General features: G+C 66.9%; 25 protein-coding genes. 13 read left to right on the top strand and 12 right to left on the bottom strand.

Annotated features, from left to right (window positions below; genetic code table 11):
• Positions 1-115: 115 nt before the first annotated feature.
• From J5M67_RS01450 to yedA, 7 genes are all read right to left on the bottom strand, one after another.
• Entirely contained in the window at positions 116-2155 is a 2040-nt protein-coding gene (locus J5M67_RS01450; protein WP_207882560.1) for an OPT family oligopeptide transporter, read from the bottom strand.
• A 288-nt stretch (positions 2156-2443) separates the two neighbouring features.
• On the bottom strand, positions 2444-3280 hold the full coding sequence (tauD, locus tag J5M67_RS01445) for a taurine dioxygenase (RefSeq protein WP_207882558.1): 837 nt from the start codon (positions 3278-3280) through the stop codon (positions 2444-2446).
• An 84-nt stretch (positions 3281-3364) separates the two neighbouring features.
• On the bottom strand, positions 3365-4183 hold the full coding sequence (locus tag J5M67_RS01440; protein ID WP_207882556.1) for an ABC transporter permease subunit: 819 nt from the start codon (positions 4181-4183) through the stop codon (positions 3365-3367).
• Entirely contained in the window at positions 4173-4964 is a 792-nt protein-coding gene (locus tag J5M67_RS01435; RefSeq protein ID WP_207882554.1) for a taurine ABC transporter ATP-binding protein, read from the bottom strand. The genes J5M67_RS01440 and J5M67_RS01435 overlap by 11 nt, the downstream gene beginning before the upstream one ends.
• Positions 4965-5076: 112 nt before the next feature.
• Positions 5077-6096, bottom strand: coding sequence for a taurine ABC transporter substrate-binding protein (gene tauA / locus J5M67_RS01430; RefSeq protein ID WP_207882551.1), 1020 nt, complete (start codon positions 6094-6096; stop codon positions 5077-5079).
• Between the two features lie 176 nt (positions 6097-6272).
• Positions 6273-7265: an acyl-CoA dehydrogenase family protein gene (locus J5M67_RS01425; RefSeq protein WP_207882549.1), complete on the bottom strand. Its 993-nt coding sequence runs from the start codon at positions 7263-7265 to the stop codon at positions 6273-6275.
• Between the two features lie 48 nt (positions 7266-7313).
• Complete coding sequence (gene yedA, locus J5M67_RS01420) at positions 7314-8201, bottom strand: drug/metabolite exporter YedA (RefSeq protein WP_207882838.1); 888 nt, start codon at positions 8199-8201, stop codon at positions 7314-7316.
• A 180-nt stretch (positions 8202-8381) separates the two neighbouring features.
• On the opposite strand from yedA, the gene J5M67_RS01415 reads away from it, so the two are divergent.
• Positions 8382-8828, top strand: a complete 447-nt coding sequence (locus J5M67_RS01415; protein WP_207882547.1) for an Lrp/AsnC family transcriptional regulator — start codon at positions 8382-8384, stop codon at positions 8826-8828.
• Positions 8829-9241: 413 nt separating this feature from the next.
• Here the strand turns inward: J5M67_RS01415 and J5M67_RS01410 are convergent, their stop codons facing one another.
• Positions 9242-10519, bottom strand: a complete 1278-nt coding sequence (locus J5M67_RS01410) for an acetyl-CoA C-acetyltransferase (RefSeq protein WP_207882545.1) — start codon at positions 10517-10519, stop codon at positions 9242-9244.
• Positions 10520-10684: 165 nt separating this feature from the next.
• Between J5M67_RS01410 and J5M67_RS01405 the strand changes: the two genes are divergently transcribed.
• Positions 10685-12040 carry a 3-oxoacyl-ACP reductase gene (locus J5M67_RS01405; RefSeq protein WP_207882543.1) on the top strand — a complete coding sequence of 452 codons (1356 nt, stop codon included), beginning with the start codon at positions 10685-10687 and terminating at the stop codon, positions 12038-12040.
• A gap of 102 nt (positions 12041-12142) precedes the next feature.
• On the opposite strand, the gene J5M67_RS01400 is transcribed toward J5M67_RS01405, so the two are convergent.
• Both J5M67_RS01400 and J5M67_RS01395 read right to left on the bottom strand, forming a co-directional pair.
• Entirely contained in the window at positions 12143-12547 is a 405-nt protein-coding gene (locus J5M67_RS01400) for an EF-hand domain-containing protein (protein ID WP_207882541.1), read from the bottom strand.
• 63 nt (positions 12548-12610) lie between these two features.
• Complete coding sequence (locus J5M67_RS01395; protein ID WP_207882539.1) at positions 12611-13618, bottom strand: AraC family transcriptional regulator; 1008 nt, start codon at positions 13616-13618, stop codon at positions 12611-12613.
• 205 nt (positions 13619-13823) lie between these two features.
• On the opposite strand from J5M67_RS01395, the gene J5M67_RS01390 reads away from it, so the two are divergent.
• The 9 genes from J5M67_RS01390 to J5M67_RS01350 all read left to right on the top strand — a co-directional run bounded on the left by J5M67_RS01390 (position 13824) and on the right by J5M67_RS01350 (position 19168).
• The gene (locus J5M67_RS01390) at positions 13824-14681 is read left to right on the top strand and encodes a MaoC family dehydratase (RefSeq protein WP_207882537.1); all 858 of its coding nucleotides are present in this window, start codon (positions 13824-13826) and stop codon (positions 14679-14681) included.
• A gap of 67 nt (positions 14682-14748) precedes the next feature.
• Positions 14749-15066, top strand: coding sequence for a nucleotide pyrophosphohydrolase (locus tag J5M67_RS01385; RefSeq protein WP_207882535.1), 318 nt, complete (start codon positions 14749-14751; stop codon positions 15064-15066).
• Positions 15063-15833, top strand: a complete 771-nt coding sequence (locus tag J5M67_RS01380; protein WP_207882526.1) for a methyltransferase domain-containing protein — start codon at positions 15063-15065, stop codon at positions 15831-15833. Before J5M67_RS01385 ends, J5M67_RS01380 begins: the two co-directional genes overlap by 4 nt.
• A gap of 54 nt (positions 15834-15887) precedes the next feature.
• Complete coding sequence (locus J5M67_RS01375) at positions 15888-16469, top strand: DUF4136 domain-containing protein (RefSeq protein ID WP_207882524.1); 582 nt, start codon at positions 15888-15890, stop codon at positions 16467-16469.
• A 119-nt stretch (positions 16470-16588) separates the two neighbouring features.
• A complete protein-coding gene (locus J5M67_RS01370; protein WP_207882522.1) occupies positions 16589-17149 on the top strand; it encodes a DUF4136 domain-containing protein in 561 nt (186 codons plus the stop codon).
• Between the two features lie 13 nt (positions 17150-17162).
• Complete coding sequence (locus tag J5M67_RS01365; RefSeq protein WP_207882520.1) at positions 17163-17657, top strand: GNAT family N-acetyltransferase; 495 nt, start codon at positions 17163-17165, stop codon at positions 17655-17657.
• Positions 17644-18018 (top strand): DsrE family protein, encoded by a 375-nt coding sequence (locus J5M67_RS01360; protein ID WP_207882518.1) that lies wholly within the window; start codon positions 17644-17646, stop codon positions 18016-18018. The genes J5M67_RS01365 and J5M67_RS01360 overlap by 14 nt, the downstream gene beginning before the upstream one ends.
• The gene (locus J5M67_RS01355; RefSeq protein WP_207882516.1) at positions 18015-18476 is read left to right on the top strand and encodes a glycine cleavage system protein H; all 462 of its coding nucleotides are present in this window, start codon (positions 18015-18017) and stop codon (positions 18474-18476) included. Before J5M67_RS01360 ends, J5M67_RS01355 begins: the two co-directional genes overlap by 4 nt.
• Complete coding sequence (locus J5M67_RS01350; protein ID WP_207882514.1) at positions 18473-19168, top strand: M15 family metallopeptidase; 696 nt, start codon at positions 18473-18475, stop codon at positions 19166-19168. Before J5M67_RS01355 ends, J5M67_RS01350 begins: the two co-directional genes overlap by 4 nt.
• Positions 19169-19210: 42 nt before the next feature.
• Here the strand turns inward: J5M67_RS01350 and J5M67_RS01345 are convergent, their stop codons facing one another.
• Positions 19211-19798, bottom strand: a complete 588-nt coding sequence (locus tag J5M67_RS01345) for a hypothetical protein (protein WP_207882512.1) — start codon at positions 19796-19798, stop codon at positions 19211-19213.
• Between the two features lie 174 nt (positions 19799-19972).
• Between J5M67_RS01345 and J5M67_RS01340 the strand changes: the two genes are divergently transcribed.
• Both J5M67_RS01340 and J5M67_RS01335 read left to right on the top strand, forming a co-directional pair.
• Positions 19973-20401: an anti-virulence regulator CigR family protein gene (locus J5M67_RS01340; RefSeq protein ID WP_207882510.1), complete on the top strand. Its 429-nt coding sequence runs from the start codon at positions 19973-19975 to the stop codon at positions 20399-20401.
• A gap of 125 nt (positions 20402-20526) precedes the next feature.
• On the top strand, positions 20527-20730 hold the full coding sequence (locus tag J5M67_RS01335; RefSeq protein WP_207882506.1) for a hypothetical protein: 204 nt from the start codon (positions 20527-20529) through the stop codon (positions 20728-20730).
• A gap of 54 nt (positions 20731-20784) precedes the next feature.
• Here the strand turns inward: J5M67_RS01335 and J5M67_RS01330 are convergent, their stop codons facing one another.
• Entirely contained in the window at positions 20785-21129 is a 345-nt protein-coding gene (locus tag J5M67_RS01330) for a hypothetical protein (protein WP_207882504.1), read from the bottom strand.
• Positions 21130-21207: the final 78 nt, after the last annotated feature.

The following is a 21207-nucleotide window of genomic DNA, read 5'->3' as shown; positions in this document are numbered from 1 at the left end:
CGGCTCTCGTAGGAGCGGACTCCGTCCGCGATCAGCCCCCATGTGCTGCTGATCGGAACACTGCCCAAAATGAAAAAGGCGCCCGCAGGCGCCTTTTTCGCATCACGGCGGAGGATCAGCCGCGCGTGCCGCTCAGCACCTTGCGGTAGAACATCACGCAAATGGCGACGAACACCATCAGGCCCAGCCACTGCGCGGTGTCTTCGAAGGAGCCGCCGACCAGCGCCAGCGGAGCGTCCTTGCCGGTGGTGCCGATGATGGCCGCGAGCAGGATGCCCATCAGGCTCTCGCCGACGATCAGGCCCGAGGCCAGCAGCACGCCACGGCGCTTGGGCTCGTCGGAGAATTTCTCCTCGCTGACGCCAGCCGCCTGGGCGCGCTTCTTCAGCGCGTTTTCCAGCAGCCAGGCAAGCACCGCGCCGACCACCAGGGTCATGCCGATGGTGGGCGGCAGGTAGATGCCCAGGCCGACGGCGAGCACCGGCAGGCTGGCCTTACCGGTGCGGCGCAGCAGCACGTCCACCAGGATCAGCGCGATGCCCAACGCCACGCCGATGAGGATCATGTTCCAGTTCAGCGCGTTGTGGAAAATCCCGCTGGCAATCGCCGTCATCAGCGTGGCCTGCGGTGCGGCCAGCGCGGCGTTCGGGTCCATTCCCTCGCGCGGCAGCGCGCCAGTGAAGCCGTAGGCGTTGAACAGCAGCTCCAGCACCGGCGGGATCACCAGCGCCCCCACTAGGCAGCCGACGATCAGGGCCACCTGCTGGCGCCACGGGGTCGCGCCGACCAGATAACCCGTCTTGAGGTCCTGCAGGTTGTCGTTGGAGATAGCCGCGATGGCGATCACTACCGACGTGGTGAACAGCGCCAGGGCGATGGCGAGCTTGCCGCCTTCCATCGCCAGGAAGCCATCTTCCAGCGAGCCGACGCCGAGGATCAGCAGCGACACCAGGATCACCGCAATGATGCCGATGCCGGAGATCGGGCTGCTCGACGAGCCCACCAGGCCGGCCATGTAGCCGCAGGCGGCGGCGATCAGGAAGCCGAAGAAGAAGGCGAAGATCACGCAGACCGCTACCAGACCCCAGAAGCCGAAGCCATGCAGATCCGGCGCGGCCTCGCCGAGGAAGACGGAGAACACCGCGAAGAGCGCCACCAGCAGAACGCCTGCGATGGCGACGATCCACTTCGCCGACAGGTCCTGCTCGGTGCGCAGGTCGCTCACTTCACCGCGCCCACGCACGGCGCTCAGCGACGACCAGACACCCTGCACCATGGGCTTGAACAGCGTCGCCAGGGTCCACAGCGCGGCAATACCGATGGTGCCGGCGCCAAGGAAGCGCACCTGGCTGCTCCAAAGCTTGGTGGCCAGCTCCGGCAGGCTCTGCCCCGCGGCCAGCACGCTGTTCACAGACAGCAGCGGCACGGCCACGCCCCAGGCGATGACCACGCCGATCAGGATGGCGATGCCGGCGGTGATACCCATCAGGTAACCGGCGCCCACCAGCGCCAGGGAGAAGCCGGTGGACAGGCGGAATGCCGCCTGCCCGGCGGTGAGCCAGAAACTGAAGCCTTCGGCGAGCACCTTGAAGCCACTGCTGAGCAAACTGAACGCGGCGGCGACCACACCACCGGCGAGGATGTCGCGCAGGCCCGGGCCACCGGTTTTCGCAGGCTTGCCGGCCTTCTCCTCTTCCTCGTCCTGGCTGCCGACGCGGAGGATCTCCGCCGCCGCCACACCTTCGGGATAGGGCAGGTTGCTTTGCACCACCATCACCCGGCGCAGCGGAATGGTGTAGAGCACGCCGAGGATACCGCCGATGGAACAGATGGCCGCGGTCTGCCAGAACGGGAAGCCGCTCCAGTAACCGATCATCAGCAGGCCCGGGAGGATGAAGATGATCGAGGACAGGGTGCCGGCCGCCGAGGCCTGGGTCTGCACCATGTTGTTCTCGAGGATGTTGGAGCCGGAGAAGTAGCGCAGCACGGCCATGGAGATGACCGCCGCGGGGATCGACGAAGCGAAGGTCAGGCCGACCTTGAGGCCGAGGTACACGTTGGAAGCGGTGAACACCACGGTGATCAGCGCGCCGAGGATCAGGCCGCGAACCGTAAGCTCGGCGAGGTTGGACTCGTCGGGAATCCTTTCTTGCATGTAGGCAATCTCTTTATGAAGCGAAACTGCCAAAGCGTAGGACAGTGAGCCTGTCACTGCGACCCAGAATGGCGACCAATGCGGTCTGCGGTGCGGCTTTGTTGCCGCAAGTCACGGGGATCGCGGGAAATTCCGAGCAGAGGCCGCCCTCACCCCAGCCCTCTCCCGAAGGGAGAGGGGGCAGTTCGTGCCGGCTGAATCGACGGTGTCCGCCTGCACCCGGACAGTCCCCTCTCCCCCTGGGAGAGGGTTAGGGTGAGGGCAACCGAAATCACCGGCAGAATACCTTTAGAACGGCTTGTCCCCCAGAATCGTCGCGCGGTGCATCACCCGGCGCTGCGGGCGGTAATCGTCCACCGCGTAGTGCTGGGTCACGCGGTTGTCCCAGAAGGCCACGTCGTTTTCCTTCCAGCGCCAGCGCACGGCGAATTCCGGGCGGGCGAAGTGGGCGAACAGCAGGTCGAGGATGGCGCGGCTTTCCGCCGGCTCCAGCTCGTTGATGCGGGTGGTGAAGCCGTCGCTGACGAACAGCGCCTTGCGCCCGGTGACCGGGTGCGTGCGGATCACCGGATGGCTGCGCGGCGGGTTCTTCCTGCGCGCCTCTTCCAGCCGCGCCAGGTCCGCATCGGTGGCGCCGAAGCGTTCCTGAGGGAAGGACTTGCTGATGTCGTGGGTCGCGGTGAGGCCGTCGAGCAATTGCTGCAGGGGCTTGGACAGCGCCTCGAACGCAGCGATGCCGCTGGCCCATAGCGTGTCGCCACCGTAGGGCGGCAGCTGCTTGGCGGCCAGCACGGCGCCGAGCGCCGGAGTTTCGAGGAAGGTCACGTCGGTGTGCCAGATGGCGTTGTCGCGCACGTCGGTGACGGCGGTGTCGAGGACGATGACTTCGCGCTGCTCCGGCGAGCTGGGGTAGATCGGGTGGATGTGCAGGTCGCCGAAGCGCGCGGCGAAGTTCGCCTGCTGGGTCGGTGTCAGCGGCTGGTCGCGGAAGAACAGCACGTGATGGTCGAGCAGGGCCTGCTCGATCTGGCGCTGCGCCGCGTCGTCCAGCGGGTCGGCCAGGCGCACGCCGGAAACGATGGAGCCCAGTGCCGGGCTGATGGGTTCGATGCTCAGGGTGGTCATGTTCGTGTTCTCTCGTGAGGTTCACGGGAAGAGATGTTCTCTCCCCTGCCCTCGCCTGCCTGGCGAGGGCGTCGGATCGGTGTGTTATTCCCAGGAAGCGAAGCGTTTCTGCAACCAGCGCAGCCCCAGCTCGAAGCTCAGCGCGATGGCCGCGATCAGCAGAATCCCCAGCACCACCACGTCGGTGGCGAGGAACTGCGCGGCGGACTGCACCATGAAGCCCAGCCCGCGGTTGGCGGCGATCAGCTCGGCGGCGACCAGGGTCGACCAGCCCACGCCCAGGGCGATGCGCAGGCCGGTGAGGACTTCCGGCAACGCGCTGGGCAGGATCACGTGGCGCACCACCTGCCAGCGGTTCGCGCCCAGGCAGCGCACGGCCTGGATGCGCGACTTGTCCACGCGGCGCACGCCGGCGGCGGTGGCGATCAGCAGCGGCGCGAACAGCGCGAGGTAGATCAGCAGCACCTTGGACAGCTCGCCGATGCCGAACCAGATGACGATCAGCGGCAGGTACGCCAGCGGCGGCACCGGGCGGTAGAACTCCACGAGCGGATCGAAGGCGGCACCCACCAGCGGGTTGAGGCCCATCAGGATGCCCAGCGGAATGGCCGTCAGCACCGCCGCGCCCAGCGCCAGCAGCACGCGCAGCAGGCTGGTGCCGATGTGCTGCCACAGCGAGGCATCGACGTAGCCCTCGGCGAGCAAACGCTGGAAGGCCTCCACCAATTGCTCCGGCGCGGGCAGGAACAGGGTGTCGACCCAGCCCAGGTGCGTGGCCAGCCACCAGAGCACGAAGATGCCAGTGACGCTGCCGGCGGCGGCCCAGCGGCGGTAATCGCGCGGCACGCTGCGAGCAATCGGCGCGGCAGCCGGGAGTTTGGCGGCGAGGGTATCAGTGGGCATGTTCGGCCTCCGGTTCCTCAAGGAACTCATCAAGGAGGAGTTGGCGCAGACGCGCGAATTCCGGGTCGGACTTGATCGAGCGCACCGGCTCGCCAGCGGCGTAGCGGCGGGCGAAGTCCAGCGGCAGGCGCTTGACGATGCGCGCCGGCGGGCCGTCCATCACCACCAGGTCGGTGGCGAGGAACAGCGCTTCATCGACGCTGTGGGTAATCAGGAACAGGCCCTTGCCGGTCTTGCGCCACAGGTCGAGGGTCAGTACCTGCATGCGCTCGCGGGTCAGCGCATCGAGGGCGCCGAAAGGTTCGTCCAGCAGCAGGAAATCCGGCTCTACCGCCAGCGCGCGGGCCAGGCCCAGGCGCTGCCGCTGGCCACCGGAGAGCTGCGAGATGCGGTAGTCCGCGTGCTCGCCAAGGCCCACCAGCTTGAGCACTTCATGGGCGCGGGCATTGCGCTCGGCAGTGCCGACGCCACGGATGCGCAGGCCCAGGGCGACGTTGTCCAGCGCGCTCAGCCACGGCATCAGCGCGTCGTCCTGGAACACCACGCCGCGTTCGCCACCGGGGCCGTCGAGGGTGCGACCGTCGATCTGCACGCGGCCGCTGTCCGGCGCCTGGAAGCCCGCCAGCACGTTGAGCAGGCTGGACTTGCCGCAGCCCGACGGGCCGAGCACCACCAGGGATTCGCCCTTGGCCAGGCTGAGAGAAAGGTCCCGCAGGACGACGCGCTCGCGTCCGTTCTGCTGGAAGGTGAGGCTGACTGCCTCGGCCGTCAGACGGCTCATGTTCTGCCCTCCGTAGGGTGAGAAGGATTACGTAACGGCTCCCTGTAGGAGCGGGCCATGCCCGCGATCGCGCGCATGGCGCGCTCCTACAGGTTCAATCCGTCATCACGCCTCAGCGCTGCCCGACCTGCACGCTCTCCGCCTGGCGCACGTATTCCGCGCTGACGTAGGGCGAGTAGTCCTTGAGCACCGACGGCACGCGCTTCTGCTCTTTCAGGAATTCAGCGGTGCCGGCGATGTCCTTGGCGGTGCCGCCACCCAGCAGGGCGGACGACAGCTGCGCCTGGGATTCGGGGAAGGCGGAGCCGGCCAGCAGCTCGGGCACGTCCTTCGGATCGGCGCCGGTCAGGCGGGCGATCTTCTTCGCCTGCTCGGAGTCGGCGGTCCACTGCGCCTTGTGGGCGTTGTAGTCGGCGAAGGAATCCAGGCTCACCTTGGCGAACTTGGCGATGACGTCCGGATGCTTCTCGGCGAAGTCCTTGCGGGCCACCCAGACCTCGAAGGTCGGTGCGCCCCACTGGCCGACTTCGGCGGCGTCGGTCAGCACCTTGCCGGATTTCTTGATCTCGCCCAGGGCAGGCGACCAGACGAAGGCGCCATCGATGTCGCCACGGCGCCAGGCGGCGGCGATCTCGGTGGGGTTGAGGTTGACGATCTTCACCTTGGCGGGGTCGATCTTCCAGTGCTTGAGCGCGCCCAGTAGGCTGTAGTGCGAGGTGGAAACGAAGGGGGTGGCGATGGTCTTGCCGACCAGGTCTTCGGGCTTCTCGATCTTGCTGCCGTTGCGCACCACCAGGGCCTCGGCCGAGTTGATCTGTGCGGAAACGATGAAGGCGACGATCGGCAGGCCTCGCGAGGTGGCGGCGGCCAGCGGGCTGGAACCGAGGTTACCCAGTTGCACGTCGCCCGAGGCGATGGCGGCGACCACTTCCGCGCCGCTGTTGAAACGGCGCCAGTCGAGCTTCTCGCCGATGGCCTTTTCATAGGTGCCATCGGCTTGCGGAACCTTGGTCGGGTCGATGCCGGTCTGGTAGCCGAGGACGATGTCGGCGAAGGCGGCGCTCTGGGAGAACAGCGCGGCCGCAACAGCGACGCCGGCCAGGGCACGGCGTACGAAACGAGGTTTGTTCATGGTGTTTCCTCTGGGTAACGGCGGTGCCGGCCTCCAGAGAGGGACGGACCACGGGACGGGATTCGATGGGTTGAAACGGGTGTCCGGTGGTCCGGTAGAAACTAGATTAACGGTATAAAAAACTCGTAATAAATAATATTTGGTTCTTAACTTATGAGCGCCCGATGTGAGTCATCTCAGGTCGCGCCGGCGAGCAAACGCGCATGCACACCCTCCTCCCGCAGTCCGACTTCGACCGCCTGTTGCGCCACGGCGGCGGTCTCCGCCACCAGGGTCGCCAGCGCGGCGCTACGGGTGAAGGTCAAACCGTTTTCCGCCGCCAGGGCCGCCTCGAACGCCACGGCGGACTGCTCGGACAGTCGCAGCCCCAGCCCCAGCAGACGCCGCAATCCACCCACCGCCACCCGTGCCGGCAGCGCGTCGCACGCCTGCATGGCCAAGCCCAGGGCGATATTCGCCTGAAGCAGCGCCGCCAGGCTGCCACGCAGTTGCGCACGGGGCGTCCAGGGCAGGCCCGGCGGCAGCAGGATGTCCTCAGGATGCAGGCGCACTTCATGGCAGCGCAGCAGCCCGCCTCCATTGGGCTCGAAGCGATCCAATCCATCGCGATTGGCCGGCAGCGCGGCGATCAGCAGGCCTTCGCTGGGAGCGTGCCAGGCCGAGATCAGCAGCCAGTCGGCCGCTTCGGCGCCGAAGCAATCGTGACGGCCACCCTGCAACAGGAAACCACCGCGCCGGTGCTCCCGTGCCAGCAGGCGGCGCTCCTGGTGATCAACGGCCTCGCCCCACAGCCAGTCGCGCTCCACGCTCAGCGGCAGCAGGCGTTCGCGCTGCTCGCGGCTGCCCAGCAACAAGACGCTCGCCAACTGCAGGTGATGCACGGCAAACAGGCGGGCCAGGGTGCCGTCGCGCTCGGAGAGGTCACGCAGGGTCTGCAGCACCTCCTCCCAGCCGACGCCACGCCCGCCGTATTCGCGCGGCACCGACAGGTCGAGCAGGCCGGACGCGCGCAACGCGCGGCTCCAGCGGGCAGAGGGAAGATCGGGAAGGGAAGCGGTCGCCGCCAGGTTCATGCACACCTCATCGAAGAAGTCGGTCAGTGGCCTGGGCGTATGGCGCGCGGGTGTACTGAGAAAGGAAAAACGGCCTCCCTGTGGAGGCCGTTTCATACCCTAGCGAAGTCGCCGGGCGGCGCGAAATAACCTTTCGGGCTTAGCTCATGCCGCGTCCTGGCGCCGCCACTGCGGCAGGCCGATCAGCACCACGGCGCTGATGATCACGGCCATCGCCAGGGACTCGGCCAGGCCGATGTGCTCACCGGCGAACACCACGCCGAGCATCACCGCCACAGCCGGGTTGACGTAGGCGTAGCTGGTGGCCGCCGCCGGGCGCACGTTGGCCAGCAGGTACATGTAGGCGCTGAAGGCGATGATCGAGCCGAACACCACCAGGTAGGCCAGCGCGCCCCAGCCGGCAGCCGTAGGCATCTGCTCCATGCGTTCGCCGCTGAGGAAGCTGCCCAGCAGCAGCACGCCGCCGCCCACCAGCATTTCCACCGCGCTTGCCATGGCGCCGGAAGGCAGATCCAGGCGACGGCTCCATACCGAACCGAAGGCCCAGGTGGCCGCCGCGAAAATGATCAGCGCCGCGCCCGCCGGGCTGCCCTGCAGGTTGGAGCCGAGATTGAGCAGCACGATACCGAACAGGCCCAGGGCGATACCGGCCCATTCCAGCGCAGTGGTCCGGTTGCCGAAGAAGCGCCCGAACACCAGGGTGAACAGCGGCACCGTGGCCACCGCCAGCGCCGCCACGCCCGAGGCCACGCCCCAGTGCTCGGCCACCGTCACCCCGCCGTTGCCACAGCTGAGCAGCAGGACACCGATGGCGCCCGCCGACAGGCACTGCCTGAGGGTCGGTAACGGCGCGCCGCGCCAGAGCATCCAGGCGAACAGGATCGCCCCGGCGATGATGAAGCGGCAGCCCGCCATCAGCATCGGCGGCCAGGACTCGACGCCGATACGGATCACCAGGTAGGTCGAGCCCCAGATGAAATACAGGGCGAAGAACGCGGCGATCAGGGTCAGGGAGACGCGGGCTCTGGGCATGGTGATCGTGGTCATGGGAAGCGCTCGACAAGACAGGCAGAGCGCTTCATTTTATGAGGGCCGCCAGCGCCTTATAAGGCACAGACGACGCTAAAGCAGGCATAACACTTTTCATTCGACGGATTTTCCGGTGACTTTCCGTTGAATCAAATTTCGTCGAAGAACCCGAGGTTACCCCCCATGGACAAATACGACCGCGCGCTGCTCGCCGCCCTGCTGGAGGACGGCCGGATGTCCTTCGCCGAGCTGGCCCGGCGCATCAACCTCTCCCCTCCAGCGGTGGCCGACCGCGTCGCCCGCCTGGAGGCGGACGGGGTGATCACCGGCTACCACGCCAGCGTAGACCTATCGAAGATGGGTCGCTCGATCCAGTGCCTGATCGAGATGCGCCTGAACGACCATCGCAGCAAGAGCATGCTCGACCCGCTGATGGAGATTCCGCAGATCATCGACTGCTACCGCATCACCGGCGAAGCCTGCGTGATGCTCAAGGTCGCGGTGAGCTGCACCCAGGAGCTGGAAGAGCTGATCGACCGCCTGGCGCAGTTCGGTACCAGCAAGACCTCGCTGGTGCTGTCCACGCCGTTCACGGCGCGCATCCATCCGGGAATGTTGCAGGGTGGTTGAGGTGGGGTTCTAGAAGGAAATTGCAACGCCTTGGCGCGTGCGGCTCTCGTAGGAGCAACTGTCTTTTTCCCGAAAGTCTGTGCTTGTGTTTCCCCTCACCCCAGCCCTCTCCCGAGGGAGAGGGGGAGATTGTGCCGGCTGACGCTGTGATTGCAGCCTTCACCTGACGGTCCCCTCTCCCCCTGGGAGAGGGCTGATCCGAGCGCAGAGCCATCCGGTAGGATGGGTGGAGCTTGCGATACCCATCGCGAAGTTGAGCGGTTATCGATAGGTATCGCTTCGCTCCACGCCATCCTACGTAGGGGCGCTCTGCCGCGAAGATAAAAAAAAGGCGGCGCCGCTTGCGCGGTGCCGCCTGAAGTCACGGAGTTGCTACATCGTGGGGCCGCCAATGGCCGCCCCGATGTATTGGATTACTTTTCCACGATCGCGGTCACACCTTGGCCGCCTGCCGCGCAGATCGAGATCAGTCCGCGCCGCTTCCCGGCCGCGTCCAGCAGCTTGGCCAGGTTGGCGACGATGCGCCCGCCGGTGGCGGCGAACGGGTGTCCCGCAGCCAGCGAACTGCCCTTCACATTGAGTTTGCTGCGGTCGATGGAACCCAGCGGCGCGTCAAGGCCCAGGCGCGTCTTGCAGTACTCCGCGTCCTCCCAGGCCTTGAGGGTACAGAGCACCTGGGCAGCGAAGGCTTCGTGGATCTCGTAGTAGTCGAAGTCCTGCAGGGTCAGGCCGTTGCGCGCCAGCAGACGCGGCACCGCGTAGACCGGCGCCATCAGCAGGCCCTCGTGGCCGCCGACGAAGTCCACCGCCGCCGCCTCGCCATCCTTGAAGTACGCCAGGATCGGCAGGCCGCGCGCCTTGGCCCACTCCTCGCTGGCCAGCAGCACCACCGAGGCGCCGTCGGTCAGCGGCGTGGAGTTGGCTGCCGTCAGGGTGCCGCGCGGGCCCTTTTCGAATACCGGCCGCAGGGTGCCGATCTTCTCCAGGTTGATGTCCGGGCGCAGGTTCTGGTCGCGCACCAGGCCACGGAACGGCGTCATCAGGTCGTTCTGCCAGCCCTCGTCGTAGGCGGCGGCCAGTTTGTGGTGGCTTTCGAAGGCCAGCTTGTCCTGCTCATCGCGGGGGATGGCCCAGGTCTGCGCCATCTGCTCGCAGTGCTCTCCCATGGACAGCCCGGTGCGCGGCTCGCCGTTCTTCGGAATGTGCGGCATCAGGTGGCGCGGACGGATCTTCAGCAGGCTCCTGATCTTCTCGCCGTTGGACTTGCCGCGATTGGCCTCCAGCAGGATCTTGCGCAGCCCTTCGTTGACGCCGATGGGCGCGTCGGAGGTGGTGTCCACGCCGCCGGCGATGCCGCACTCGATCTGCCCGAGGGCGATCTTGTTGGCTACCAGGATGGCCGCTTCCAGACCCGTGCCGCAGGCCTGCTGGATGTCGTAGGCCGGGGTCTCCGGCGCCAGGCGGGTGCCGAGCACGCACTCGCGGGTCAGGTTGAAGTCGCGCGAATGCTTGAGCACCGCACCGGCGACCACCTCGCCCAGGCGTTCGCCGTGCAGCTTGTAGCGCTCGATCAGACCGTCCAGCGCGGAGGTCAGCATCTCCTGGTTGCTTGCCGTGGAATACACGGTGTTGGAGCGGGCGAAGGGAATTCGGTTGCCGCCAACGATGGCGACCCGGCGCAATTGGGTCATGCAGGGCTCCTGAGAATGAGCGTTGAAGTGCGCTCAAGGCTAACCTTAGCCGCTTGTGTCGCATTGGCCGCCTCGCCGTTGCGCAGGTCAGCGCGGTCAATTGCGCAGAACCGGCGGCTGCGTAGAGTGGTCAGCACTTTGAGAACCCGTGCAGGAGCCCGTTCCATGACCGATCGCTACATCGCCTTCGCCAACTCCAACGTCGGCCGCCGCCTGGTCGGAGCCCTTGGCCTGCCCGCGCCGGTGCGACTGGATCGCTGGAGTGCCGGACGCACGCGGCCGGTGGACGGAGCACTGCTGCTCGGCGGCGAAGGTGGCCTGAACGAGGCCGTGCTGTCATTTTCCGAGCGCCTGACCGACGCGGTGTTCGCCTTCGCCGAAGGCCAGTACGGCCTGCCGCGCTGGACCGCCGAGCATGGGCCGAAGCTCAAGGCCATCGTCTTCGACGCCAGCGGCCTGACGCGCTTCGAGCAGACGATCGAGCTGCGCACCTTCTTCCAGAGCGCGCTCAAAGGCCTGGATAAATGCCCGCACGTGGTGATCCTCGGCCGCGCACCGGAGTCCCTGAAAGACCCCGTCGCCGCCAGCGTGCAGCGCAGCCTGGAAGGTTTCAGCCGCTCCCTGGGCAAGGAGATCCGCCGCGGCGGCAACGTGCAGCTGCTGTATGTTGGCAAGGGCGCCGAGGACCAGCTCGAAGGCGCGCTGCGCTTCTTCCTCTCGCCCAAGAGCGCCTATGTGTCCGGGCAGGTCGTGCGCCTGTCCGCCTACGACAAGCAGGTGCAGGACTGGAGCCGTCCGCTGGTGGGCAAGCGCGCACTGGTGACCGGCGCCGCCCGCGGCATCGGCGCCGCCATCGCCGAGACCCTCGCCCGTGACGGCGCCGAGGTGGTGCTGCTGGACGTGCCGCCCGCCAAGGACGCGCTCGATGCGCTGGCCGCTCGTCTGGGCGGCCGGGGCGTGGCGCTGGACATCTGCGCCGCCGATGCGGGCGCGCAACTGGTGGCGGCGCTACCCGATGGCGTCGACATCCTGGTGCACAACGCTGGTATCACCCGCGACAAGACCGTCGCCAAGATGAGCGAAGCCTTCTGGAACTCGGTGATCGACGTGAACCTCAAGGCTCCGCAGGTGCTGACCCAGGCGCTGCTGGACGCGAACAAGCTGCACGACGACGGCCGCGTGGTGCTGCTCGCCTCCATCAGCGGCATCGCCGGCAACATGGGCCAGACCAACTATGCGGTGAGCAAGGCCGGCCTGATCGGCCTGGCACAGGCCTGGGCGCCGGCGCTGGGCAAGAAGGGCATCAGCATCAACGCGGTGGCGCCGGGCTTCATCGAAACCCAGATGACCGCCGCCATCCCGCTGACCATCCGCGAGGCCGGCCGGCGCATGAACTCCATGGGCCAGGGCGGCCTGCCGCAGGACGTCGCCGAAGCCGTGGCCTGGTTCGCCCAGCCGGGGTCCGGCGCGGTGAGCGGGCAGGTGCTGCGGGTGTGTGGGCAGAGTTTGCTGGGGGCGTGATCGCAAGGGGCGCGCAACCGTACGCCCCGCTCTTGTAGGAGCGGGCCACGCCCGCGATTCGCGCCCATGGGGCGCTCCTACAGGCTGCCCCGCGGGTCGAACCTACCGCCCCCGCGCCGCAATCAACTGCTGAAACTCCTCCGCACTCAATCGACGGTCACCATCGCGATCACCGCGCAGGATCAGCGCGGGCTCCTGGGCCATGAACTCGGCCGGGCTGACCTTCCCGTCGCCATCGCTGTCCGGCCAGACCACGGCATTGGGCGAAGGATTGCTGCTCTGGCTCGGCGGGGTGAGCTCCTGGCGGCTGAGGAAACCGTCGGTGTCACGGTCCAGCCGGCGGAACATGCGTTCGCGCATCGCCGCCATGTCGCTGGCCTCGATGTAGCCATCGGCATCGCGGTCCAGGCGGGAGAAGGCCGTTTCGCCCGTCTGGCTGGCCAGTGCCTGCTGGCTGCCCAGGAGCACGGCGCCACACAGCAGGGCGTTACGAATTCGGCGTTGCATCGGGAAATCCTCGGGTGGAAAAGCGCGCCAAGCCTACTCAGCACGCCACTCGAAGAGGTTCGATCACTCCGCCGGCGTCTGCGGCCGTCCGCGCCGGCGGAACTCCACCGGGGTCTCGCCGACCCAGCGCTTGAAGGCGCGGTAGAAGGTGCTCGGCTCGGAGAAGCCGGTGCGCTCGACAATCACCTCGATGCGCTCGTCGGTCTTGAGCAGCAGGTCCTTGGCCAGCCGGCAGCGGTAGTCGGTGACCAGGTCGTTGAAGCGCACCCCGGCCATGGCCAGGCGCTCGCGCAGGCGGCGGGCGGGCATATCCAGGCGGGCGGCAACCTGTTCGAGGGTCGCGCCGCCATCCACCAGCAGCACGCCGATCAGCTCGCGCACCTTGCGTACCAGGTCCAGGCGTTCGACCTCGGCCAGCTGCCGGCGCGCCAGCGACTCGTGCATACGCAGCAATTCCGGGGCGGCATGGCGCGAGGGCTTGTCCAGCACGGCGGCGTCGAACACCAGGGCGTAGCGCTCGGCGCCCAGCACCGCCGGGCAACCGTAGACATCCTGATAGCGCTCGGCGGGAGCACCGGCTTCGTGCATCAGCTGCACCTGATGGGGTTTGAAGTCGCCTTCGGTGAGGGCGTGGAACAGACGGACCACAGCGCCGGCGAGCATTTCCGGGAAGTGCCGGTTGGTTCCGGCCGCATGGCCGAGCAGCAGCACGGCGCGTTCGCCTTCGACTTCCAAGCGCGCATTGAGGGTGTCGGAGAGCAGGCGCACGTAGCGCAGGGCGTGGCGCAGGCCTTCGCCAAAGGTCGAGCTGGAGAGGAACAGGTATTCCAGCAGCAGGCCATGGAACGCCGGCAGGTGGCCGGCCAGGTAGAGGCCGACGTGCTCCTGGCCGCATTCTTCGGCGGCGGCCTTCCAGAACAGGTTCTGTGCGCTGTGGGGAAAGCGTCCGGCAGGCAGGCTGCCGGCGGGCAGGCCGACGCGCGCCAGTACACGGTCGGGGTCGGTGCCGCTGGCGCGCAGGGCGTCGATCACCGGGCGCATCAGCGCCACATCGTCGGTCAGATCACGCATGGTGTTTTTTCTAGTTATCCATGGGGCGGGCCCATCTTAGGCAGCTTTCCTCTCCCCCCTCAAGAGAATCAGGAAGGCCATTGAACGAAATCTCCGAGCAATCGGACGGTCAGATTGACTTGCCTGCCATGCACCGCGTTACTGCGGCCAATGCCCGACGCAGAGCGGCAGCTAAGCTGACTGTATGCCCCTCAGGAGATACCCGATGTCCCGCGATTGGCTCGATCTGTCCGCTCCCCCCGCCCTCACCGGCCTGTTCGTCCGCGCCGCCCTGCGCCGTGGCGTGCGCGGCCGCAGCCTGCCGACCCGCGGCTTGCGCTGCCCGGTGACGGTCGATCCGAAGCATCTTGAGCGCTATCGCAAGGTCTGCGGCTTCCCCGACAACCACCTGCTGCCGCCCACCTACCCGCACGTCCTCGCCTTCGGCCTGCAGATGGGCTTGCTCACCGACGCGCGCTTCCCCTTCCCGCTGCTGGGCCTGGTGCACCTGGAAAACCGTATCAGCGTGTTGCGCCCGCTGGGCGGGCTCGGACCGTTCAACGTCAGCGTGCGGGTGGACAACCTGCAGCCCCACGAGAAGGGCGTGACCTTCAGCATCATCACCCAGCTGCACGACCAGCTCGGTCTGCTCTGGGAAGGCGACAGCCGCATCCTGTTCCGCGGCATGCGCCTGGATGGCACGCCACCCGCTCGCGAAGACGTGGCCGAGCTGCCGCTGGAGCAGATCGACGCCTGGAGCTGCCCGGCGGACATTGGCCGCCGCTATGCCCGCGTCGCCGGCGACTACAATCCGATCCACCTGTCCGCCGCCAGTGCCAGGCTGTTCGGCTTCCCCCGCGCCATCGCCCACGGCCTGTGGAACAAGGCCCGCAGCCTGGCGGCGCTGGGCGAGCAACTGCCGTCGGCCGGCTATCGGGTCGAAGTGCGCTTCCAGAAGCCGGTGCTGCTGCCCTGCTCGGTCAACCTGCTGGCCAGCGAACCGGCACCGGCCGGGCAGTTCAGCCTGCGCGGCAAGGACGACCTGCCACACATGGCCGGCAGCTGGAGCCCTCTCGATAGCTGAAGCGCGACGCTTGAAGGCGCCCGCCTGAAGCCTGAAGCTATGGGGCTGACGTTGGAGCCCCATCTGCATGAACCTCGAAGAACTCACCGCGCGCCTGCACGCCATCCGCGACCATAACGACTGGAGCCGCTTCCACAGCCCGAAGAACCTGGCCATGGCCGCCAGCGTGGAAATGGCCGAGCTGGTGGAAATCTTCCAGTGGCTGCGCGAGGACGAATCCCGCCAGTTGCCGCCGGAAACGCTCGCCCACGCCGGGCAGGAAGTCGGCGACATCGTGCTCTACCTCCTGCTGCTGTGCGCAGAGCTGGGTATCGACATGGAGCAGGCGGTGCGTGCCAAGCTGGCCGACAGCGAGCGGCGCTTCATCGAAGGGGGCGCCAAGTGAGCCAGCCTCCCAAGACCGGCGACCGCCATTTCGACGAACTGGCGACGCGCTTCGCCGAGAAGATCTACGGCGGCGCCAAGGGCGCGATCCGCCTCGCCGTGTTGCAGGCCGACCTTGCCGAAGCGCTGCCGGACCACCCGCTGCGTGTGCTGGATATCGGCGCGGGCCTCGGCCACATGTCGCTGTGGCTGGCCGGACGCGGCCACGACGTCACCCTCGCCGAGCCGGCCGCGCCGATGCTCGAAGGCGCCCGCCAGCGCTTTGCCGAAGCGGGCCTCTCCGCCACCTTCATCGAGGCGCCCTGGCAGGACCTGCTCGGCCAGCTCAACGAACCCTACGACCTGGTGATCTGCCACGCCGTGCTGGAATGGCTGGCTGAGCCGCTGGCGATCCTTCCGGTGCTGCACCAGCTGACTCGCAGCGACGGCTGGCTGTCGCTGGCCTTCTACAACCGCGACGCGCTGATCTACCGCAACCTGCTCAAGGGCCACTTCCGCAAGCTGCGCAAGAATCGATTCTCCGGCGAAGGGCAGAGCCTGACGCCGCAGGAGCCGCTCGACCCACGCACGCTGGAAGCCGCCATGGACGGTCACTGGCGCATCGAGGCACGCAGCGGCGTGCGGGTGTTCCACGACTACATGCCGGTGGAGTTCCAGCACAAGGCCGAGCCACTGGACCTGGTGGAGATGGAACTGCAATACCGTCGGCATCCTGCCTTCGCCGGCCTGGGTCGCTACCTGCACTGGCTGTGCCGGCCACAGGATTAGGTGCATAGTTTGCGAGTGCGCACGCCGACCGGTCCGGGCGTGCGGGAGTCCGTCATGCCGCGTTACCTGCTGATCCTGCCGCTGTTCGCCGCCCTGGCCGCGTGCCAGAGACCGAACCCCTACACCGCCACGTCACTGCCGATGCAGCCGGCGCCGGCTTCGGCGGCCCATCCGGGGCTCGACCCCGGCAGCTACCCGGCGGCGCCGATGGACTATGGGCACTACCGCTCCTGGAACTGGGCCGACGGCACCGGCTTTGGCGGTCCGTTGCAGGACGCCGTCAGCGAAGCCCTCGACCAGCGCGGCCTGCGCCCGGCGCGCAGCAATGCGCCGGCGGACCTGGTGGTCAGCGCCCAACTCTCCAGCGAACAACGCACCCGGCAGACCACCGACTACTATGGCGGCGGCTACTACGGCGGCTGGGGTGATCCCTGGTACGGCGGCGCCTATTACCCGGTCGTGCGCACCTATGTGGTCACTGTCAGCGTGGTGCACATCACCCTGTTCGACGCCCACAGCCACCAGGAGGTGTGGAGCGGCAGCGCCGAATACGAGAACGCCAGCAGCCAGAGCGACCAGGCCCGCGCACTGCGCGAGGCCGCACGCAAGGCCATGGACGGCTATCCGCCGGGCTGATCGGCGGGTGGCCAGGGCGCTTGCCAGGCAACGCGTTCCGGCGCCCCGCACAACCGCTCTGCCGCTTGCCTTTGCGCGGACTCTGCGCTTGGATGGAAGCTCTATCAGGAGTATTCCCCATGATCCGCCGTTTACTGCTTCTGGGCCTGATGCTGGGTCTGGCCGCCTGCGAAACCACCAGCGTCAGCCGCGACTACGACACCACCCGTGACTTCTCCCGCTACATGACCTGGAGCTGGGCACAGCCGTCGTTCGAATACCGTCCGGACGACCCGCGAATCAAGAGCGACCTCACCGAACAGCGGATCACCCAGTCCGTCGCCGACCAGCTCGACCAGCGCGGCCTGCGCCAGGCCCAGGGCGGCAATATCGGCGACGTGAAAGTGCGCGCCTACCTGATCGTCGACCAGCGCCAGGACCAGATCACCTCCTACAGCGGCGGCTACTGGAACGGTTATTGGGGCGGCTACTGGGGCCCGCCGCCGATGGCCGAGACCCGCACCGTCACCTACAAGGTCGCCACCATCCAGGTCGACCTGTTCGATGGCAAGGACGGCAAGCTGGTCTGGCGTGGCAGCGGCGAGCAGATCATGCGCAGCAGCCCGCCGACGCCCGCCGAGCGTGAAGCGGCGATCAACGAGACGGTGCAGAAAGTCATCGCCCAGTACCCACCGCACTGAGCCGGGAGACAGCGTGGAACATCCAATCCTCAGCCATCGTCCCGCCGCTGCCGGCGACCTCGACGAAGTGGTGCGCTTTCCCCAGGATCGCGACGAACTCTTCTACTGCTATCCCAAGGCGAGCTGGCCACTGACCGTCGGCCAGCTCGCCGCCGCCATGGCCGAGCGCCGGGGCAGCACCCTCGCCCTGCTGGACGAGCGCGCGGCGGGCTTCGCCAACTTCTACCAATGGCAACCGCGCGAGTTCTGCGCGCTGGGCAACATGATGGTCGCGCCCTGGGCCCGCCGGCACGGCGTGGCTCAGTACCTGATCGAAGTCATGGAGAAACTCGCCCGCGAGCAGTACAAGGCGCGGGTGATGAAGGTGTCCTGCTTCAACGCCAACGCCGCCGGGTTGCTGCTCTACACCCGGCTGGGTTATCGGCCGCAGGCCATCGTCGAGCGCGCCGACCCGCAGGGCCGGCGCATCGCCTTGGTACAACTGGAGAAAGCCCTTGAGCCCATCTGACCGGCAGCGCGTGCTGATCATCGTCAGCAGCGGCCCGAGCACCCCGGCACGCTGCGCGGCGCCCTTCTACACCGCCACCTTGCTGGCCTGCATGGATGCCCAGGTCACCCTCTTCCTCAGCGGCGAAGGCACCCGCCTGGCGCACCAGGACATCGCCGACCACCTCTACGCCGCCGAGGGTGGCGAGCCCATCAGCCACTTCATCCAGCAGGCCAAGGAAGCCGGCGCACGCCTGCTGATGTGTCGCGCGCCGGGCGTGCCGATTGACGAGAGCCGGCTGATCGAGGAAGTCGACGAGATCGCCAGCGGCGGCGAGCTAGCGCGGATGATCCTCGAATACGACCGGGTGCTGACCCTGTGAAATTACATGGGCTGGAATTCCCCGACGACCGCCTGTACGCCCCGGAGTACAACCTCTGGCTGCGCGAAGAATCCGGCGGCGCCGTCACCCTCGGCCTCACCGCCTACGGCTGCGCCCTCTACGGACAGATTTTCGCCTTCACCCCCAAGCGCGACGGCTGGCACATCGAGTGCGACCGCAGTTTCGGCGTGGTCGAATTCGCCAAGGCCGCCTCCTCTGCCCGCAGCCCGCTGGATGGTCACATCCTCGCCAGCAATGACGCCGTGGTGCGCAGGCCCGGCCTGATCAACCAGGACTGCTACGGCGAAGGCTGGATGGTGCGCCTTGTGCCTGACGACTGGGCCGCCGCCCGTGGCCGCTTCCTGCAAGGCCAGGCCGCGCTGGATGCCTTCGCCCGGCGCATGTACCTGGACAACTTCGACCCCGAGGACGACGGGGTGCAGGCCCTGCGCCCATGAGCCGGGCAGGCGCGGCACAAGGCTGGCGCCTGCCGCTCCTGCTGCTGTTGTTCGCCTGCCTGCCGCTGCGCGCCGACCAACCGGCGCAACCCGGCTTCGTCTACCTCGACCAGGTGCTGAAATCCGCCCGCTATGACGTGCGCTACGCCGGCGCCGACAACTTCGTCGGCGAGCCCATCGACGGCTACCAGAAGGCCCGGATCATCCTCACCCGCGAGGCCGCCACCGCGCTGGCCGCCGTGGAACAGGACCTCGCCCTGAGCGGCCTGGCCCTGAAGATCTTCGATGGTTATCGCCCGCAGCGCGCCGTGGAGGCCTTCAAACGCTGGGCCGCCGATCCGCAGGACACCCGGCAGAAAGCCCGCTACTACCCGGACCAGGACAAGCGCACGCTGTTCCGCGACGGCTACATCGCCCAGCACTCCGGGCACTCGCGCGGCAGCACCGTCGACCTGACGCTGGTGGATGCAAAAACGGGAGAGGAGTTGGACATGGGCAGCCGCTTCGATTTCTTCGGCCCCATTTCACACCACGGGACGACGCTGATCAGCGTGCAGCAGACCCGTAACCGCGAAACCCTGCGCCAGGCCATGCTGCGCCACGGCTTCGAACCCTACGCCGCGGAGTGGTGGCATTACCGGCTGAAAACCGAGCCCTATCCGTCGACCTATTTCGATTTTCCGGTGCAGTAAGAAAGGGAGAGGGATAGCGGCCGTCCCTGGCCGCGAGACGACTCACTCGTCGTCGTGATCGTTCTTCGTGGAGTTATCGGAAGCGTTGTCCAGGCCCTTGGTGTTGTGGGTACCCGGCGTGGTATCGGAGATCGCCGTTGCCTTGGCCAGGCCACGGGTGTCCTTCGAATGGGCCACGGACGAGGTCGTCGCGCCATGTCCCTTGCTGTCGTTCTTGGCGGTGCCGTTGTGATGGCCGCTCACACCGTGGTCGCGAGTGGCCTTGCCGGCATGCTCGACGCCTTCGACCTTGCCATTGCGCTTCGCACCGTGGATGCCGGAGCTGCCGTCGGACGGGTCACTGGTATGGCCAAGAGCGCCTTTGCCCTTGCCATTGCCGTGACCATTGCCATCGCCATCACCGCCGCCATTGTCACCGCTGTGGCCGGCACTGCTACCGTGACCACCACCATTGCCACCACCATTGCCACCGCCATTACCACCGCCGTGACCACCTCCATTACCGCCACCGCCGCCACCACCATTGCCCTTGGCATAAACCGAACCAATCGGCGAGAGGTCGGCGGGCAGCAAAGCCGTGGCACCAAGCGCAAAAGCACAGACTGCTGCAACAACCAGGGTTTTCTTCATGATCGATACGCCTCCAGGGGCGGGGTTGAGATACTCCTCTGACTACACCATAGCCCCCGTGGTTCGTGGGATTCCGACGAAATGCAGGCACCTGGGTACCAGTTCGCCTGCTGCCGGAATGGTGTGACAACGGCTACGCTCAGCTGCACAGGCCCAAACGGAGAACATAAGGATATGCCCAGACCCAACACCCTGCTGGCAACGGCCCTCGGCCTCGCCCTGATTGGCGCCAGCCCAATGCTGCTGGCCGGCAATGGCAACGGTAATGGCCACGCCAAGAACGCCCAACACGGCAATCAAGGACAAAGCGGCGGCGGCAACTGGCAAGGCGGCCCGCAGATCGACATCGGCGGGGTTCGCGTCATTCTCGACGACAACCGCGACTACTGGAGCCCTGGCGCGGCACTACCTCCAGGCATTCGTAAGAACCTCGCGCGGGGCAAACCGCTGCCGCCCGGTATCGCCAAGAAACTCGACGGTCGCCTGGTTGGCCGCCTGCCCCGTTATGATGGCTACGAATGGCAGCAAGCCGGCACCGACCTGCTGCTGGTTACCATCGCCACTGGCGTCATCTACGAAGTGCTGAACAACGTGCTGGATTGACGCCCCCGGCACGCCCGATCACACGTCATTAGCGATACGGGCCAGGCACCTCATTGGAGCCGCCCCTTAATCCGCCGTTAATCCTCCTGGCCGACTCTCGAGGCTCACTCCAGGAGGACTCTCCCATGCTCAAGCTCTCCGTGGTCACCCTCGCCTGTATCGCCCTCGCCGGCTGCTCCGACGCCCCGCGCTACACCCACTTCAACGCCATCGAATCGCCCGTGCGCGAATCCTTCGGCGAAGACAGCCTCGAACGCCAACCCACCCGCATCCAATTGCAGAGCGACGACTACTCGGCCCAGCAGCAGCGGATGATGTGGGGGCAGTGAGCGCGAATTGTTGGCCGGTGCGCTCACGTTGACATTGCAGGGGCGTGAGCCGGCCTACTCGTTCAAAGCCGGATCGGGGAAGGGCAGCTTGCTCTGCGACTCGCTGGGCTGAGCTACCCATTCGCCACTCTCGCGGTAGAAGTCCGCCTGTGTCTCCGACGAGCCAGCACCAATGCTGACCAATACCGTACAAGCGATCTGGCCTTCGTGTTCCGACAGAAGCGGCTCGACGCAAGTCCCCACCCTGACGTCGGCCTGACCGACTTCGGGTATGTTCATCATGGCCAGGATGGCGCGCGTCGCCTCCTCGGAACTCGGGCGAGACAATTCCTGCGCCTGTACTGTGGATGCCAATACGGCAAGGGCCAGCAGGCAGAGCGGACGACGCGGTTGCTTCATGAAAGCTTCTCAATGAGCAGTTCGTGAATGGGGGCAAAAGGCAGAACGATCCATCCTGCCCGAATCCAACCTAAGCAC

The sequence above is a fragment of the Pseudomonas sp. 30_B genome (assembly GCF_017491605.1).
Taxonomy (GTDB): domain Bacteria; phylum Pseudomonadota; class Gammaproteobacteria; order Pseudomonadales; family Pseudomonadaceae; genus Pseudomonas.
The sequence above is the reverse complement of the archived record's forward strand: the minus strand, read 5'-3'. Positions and strand labels throughout refer to the sequence as shown.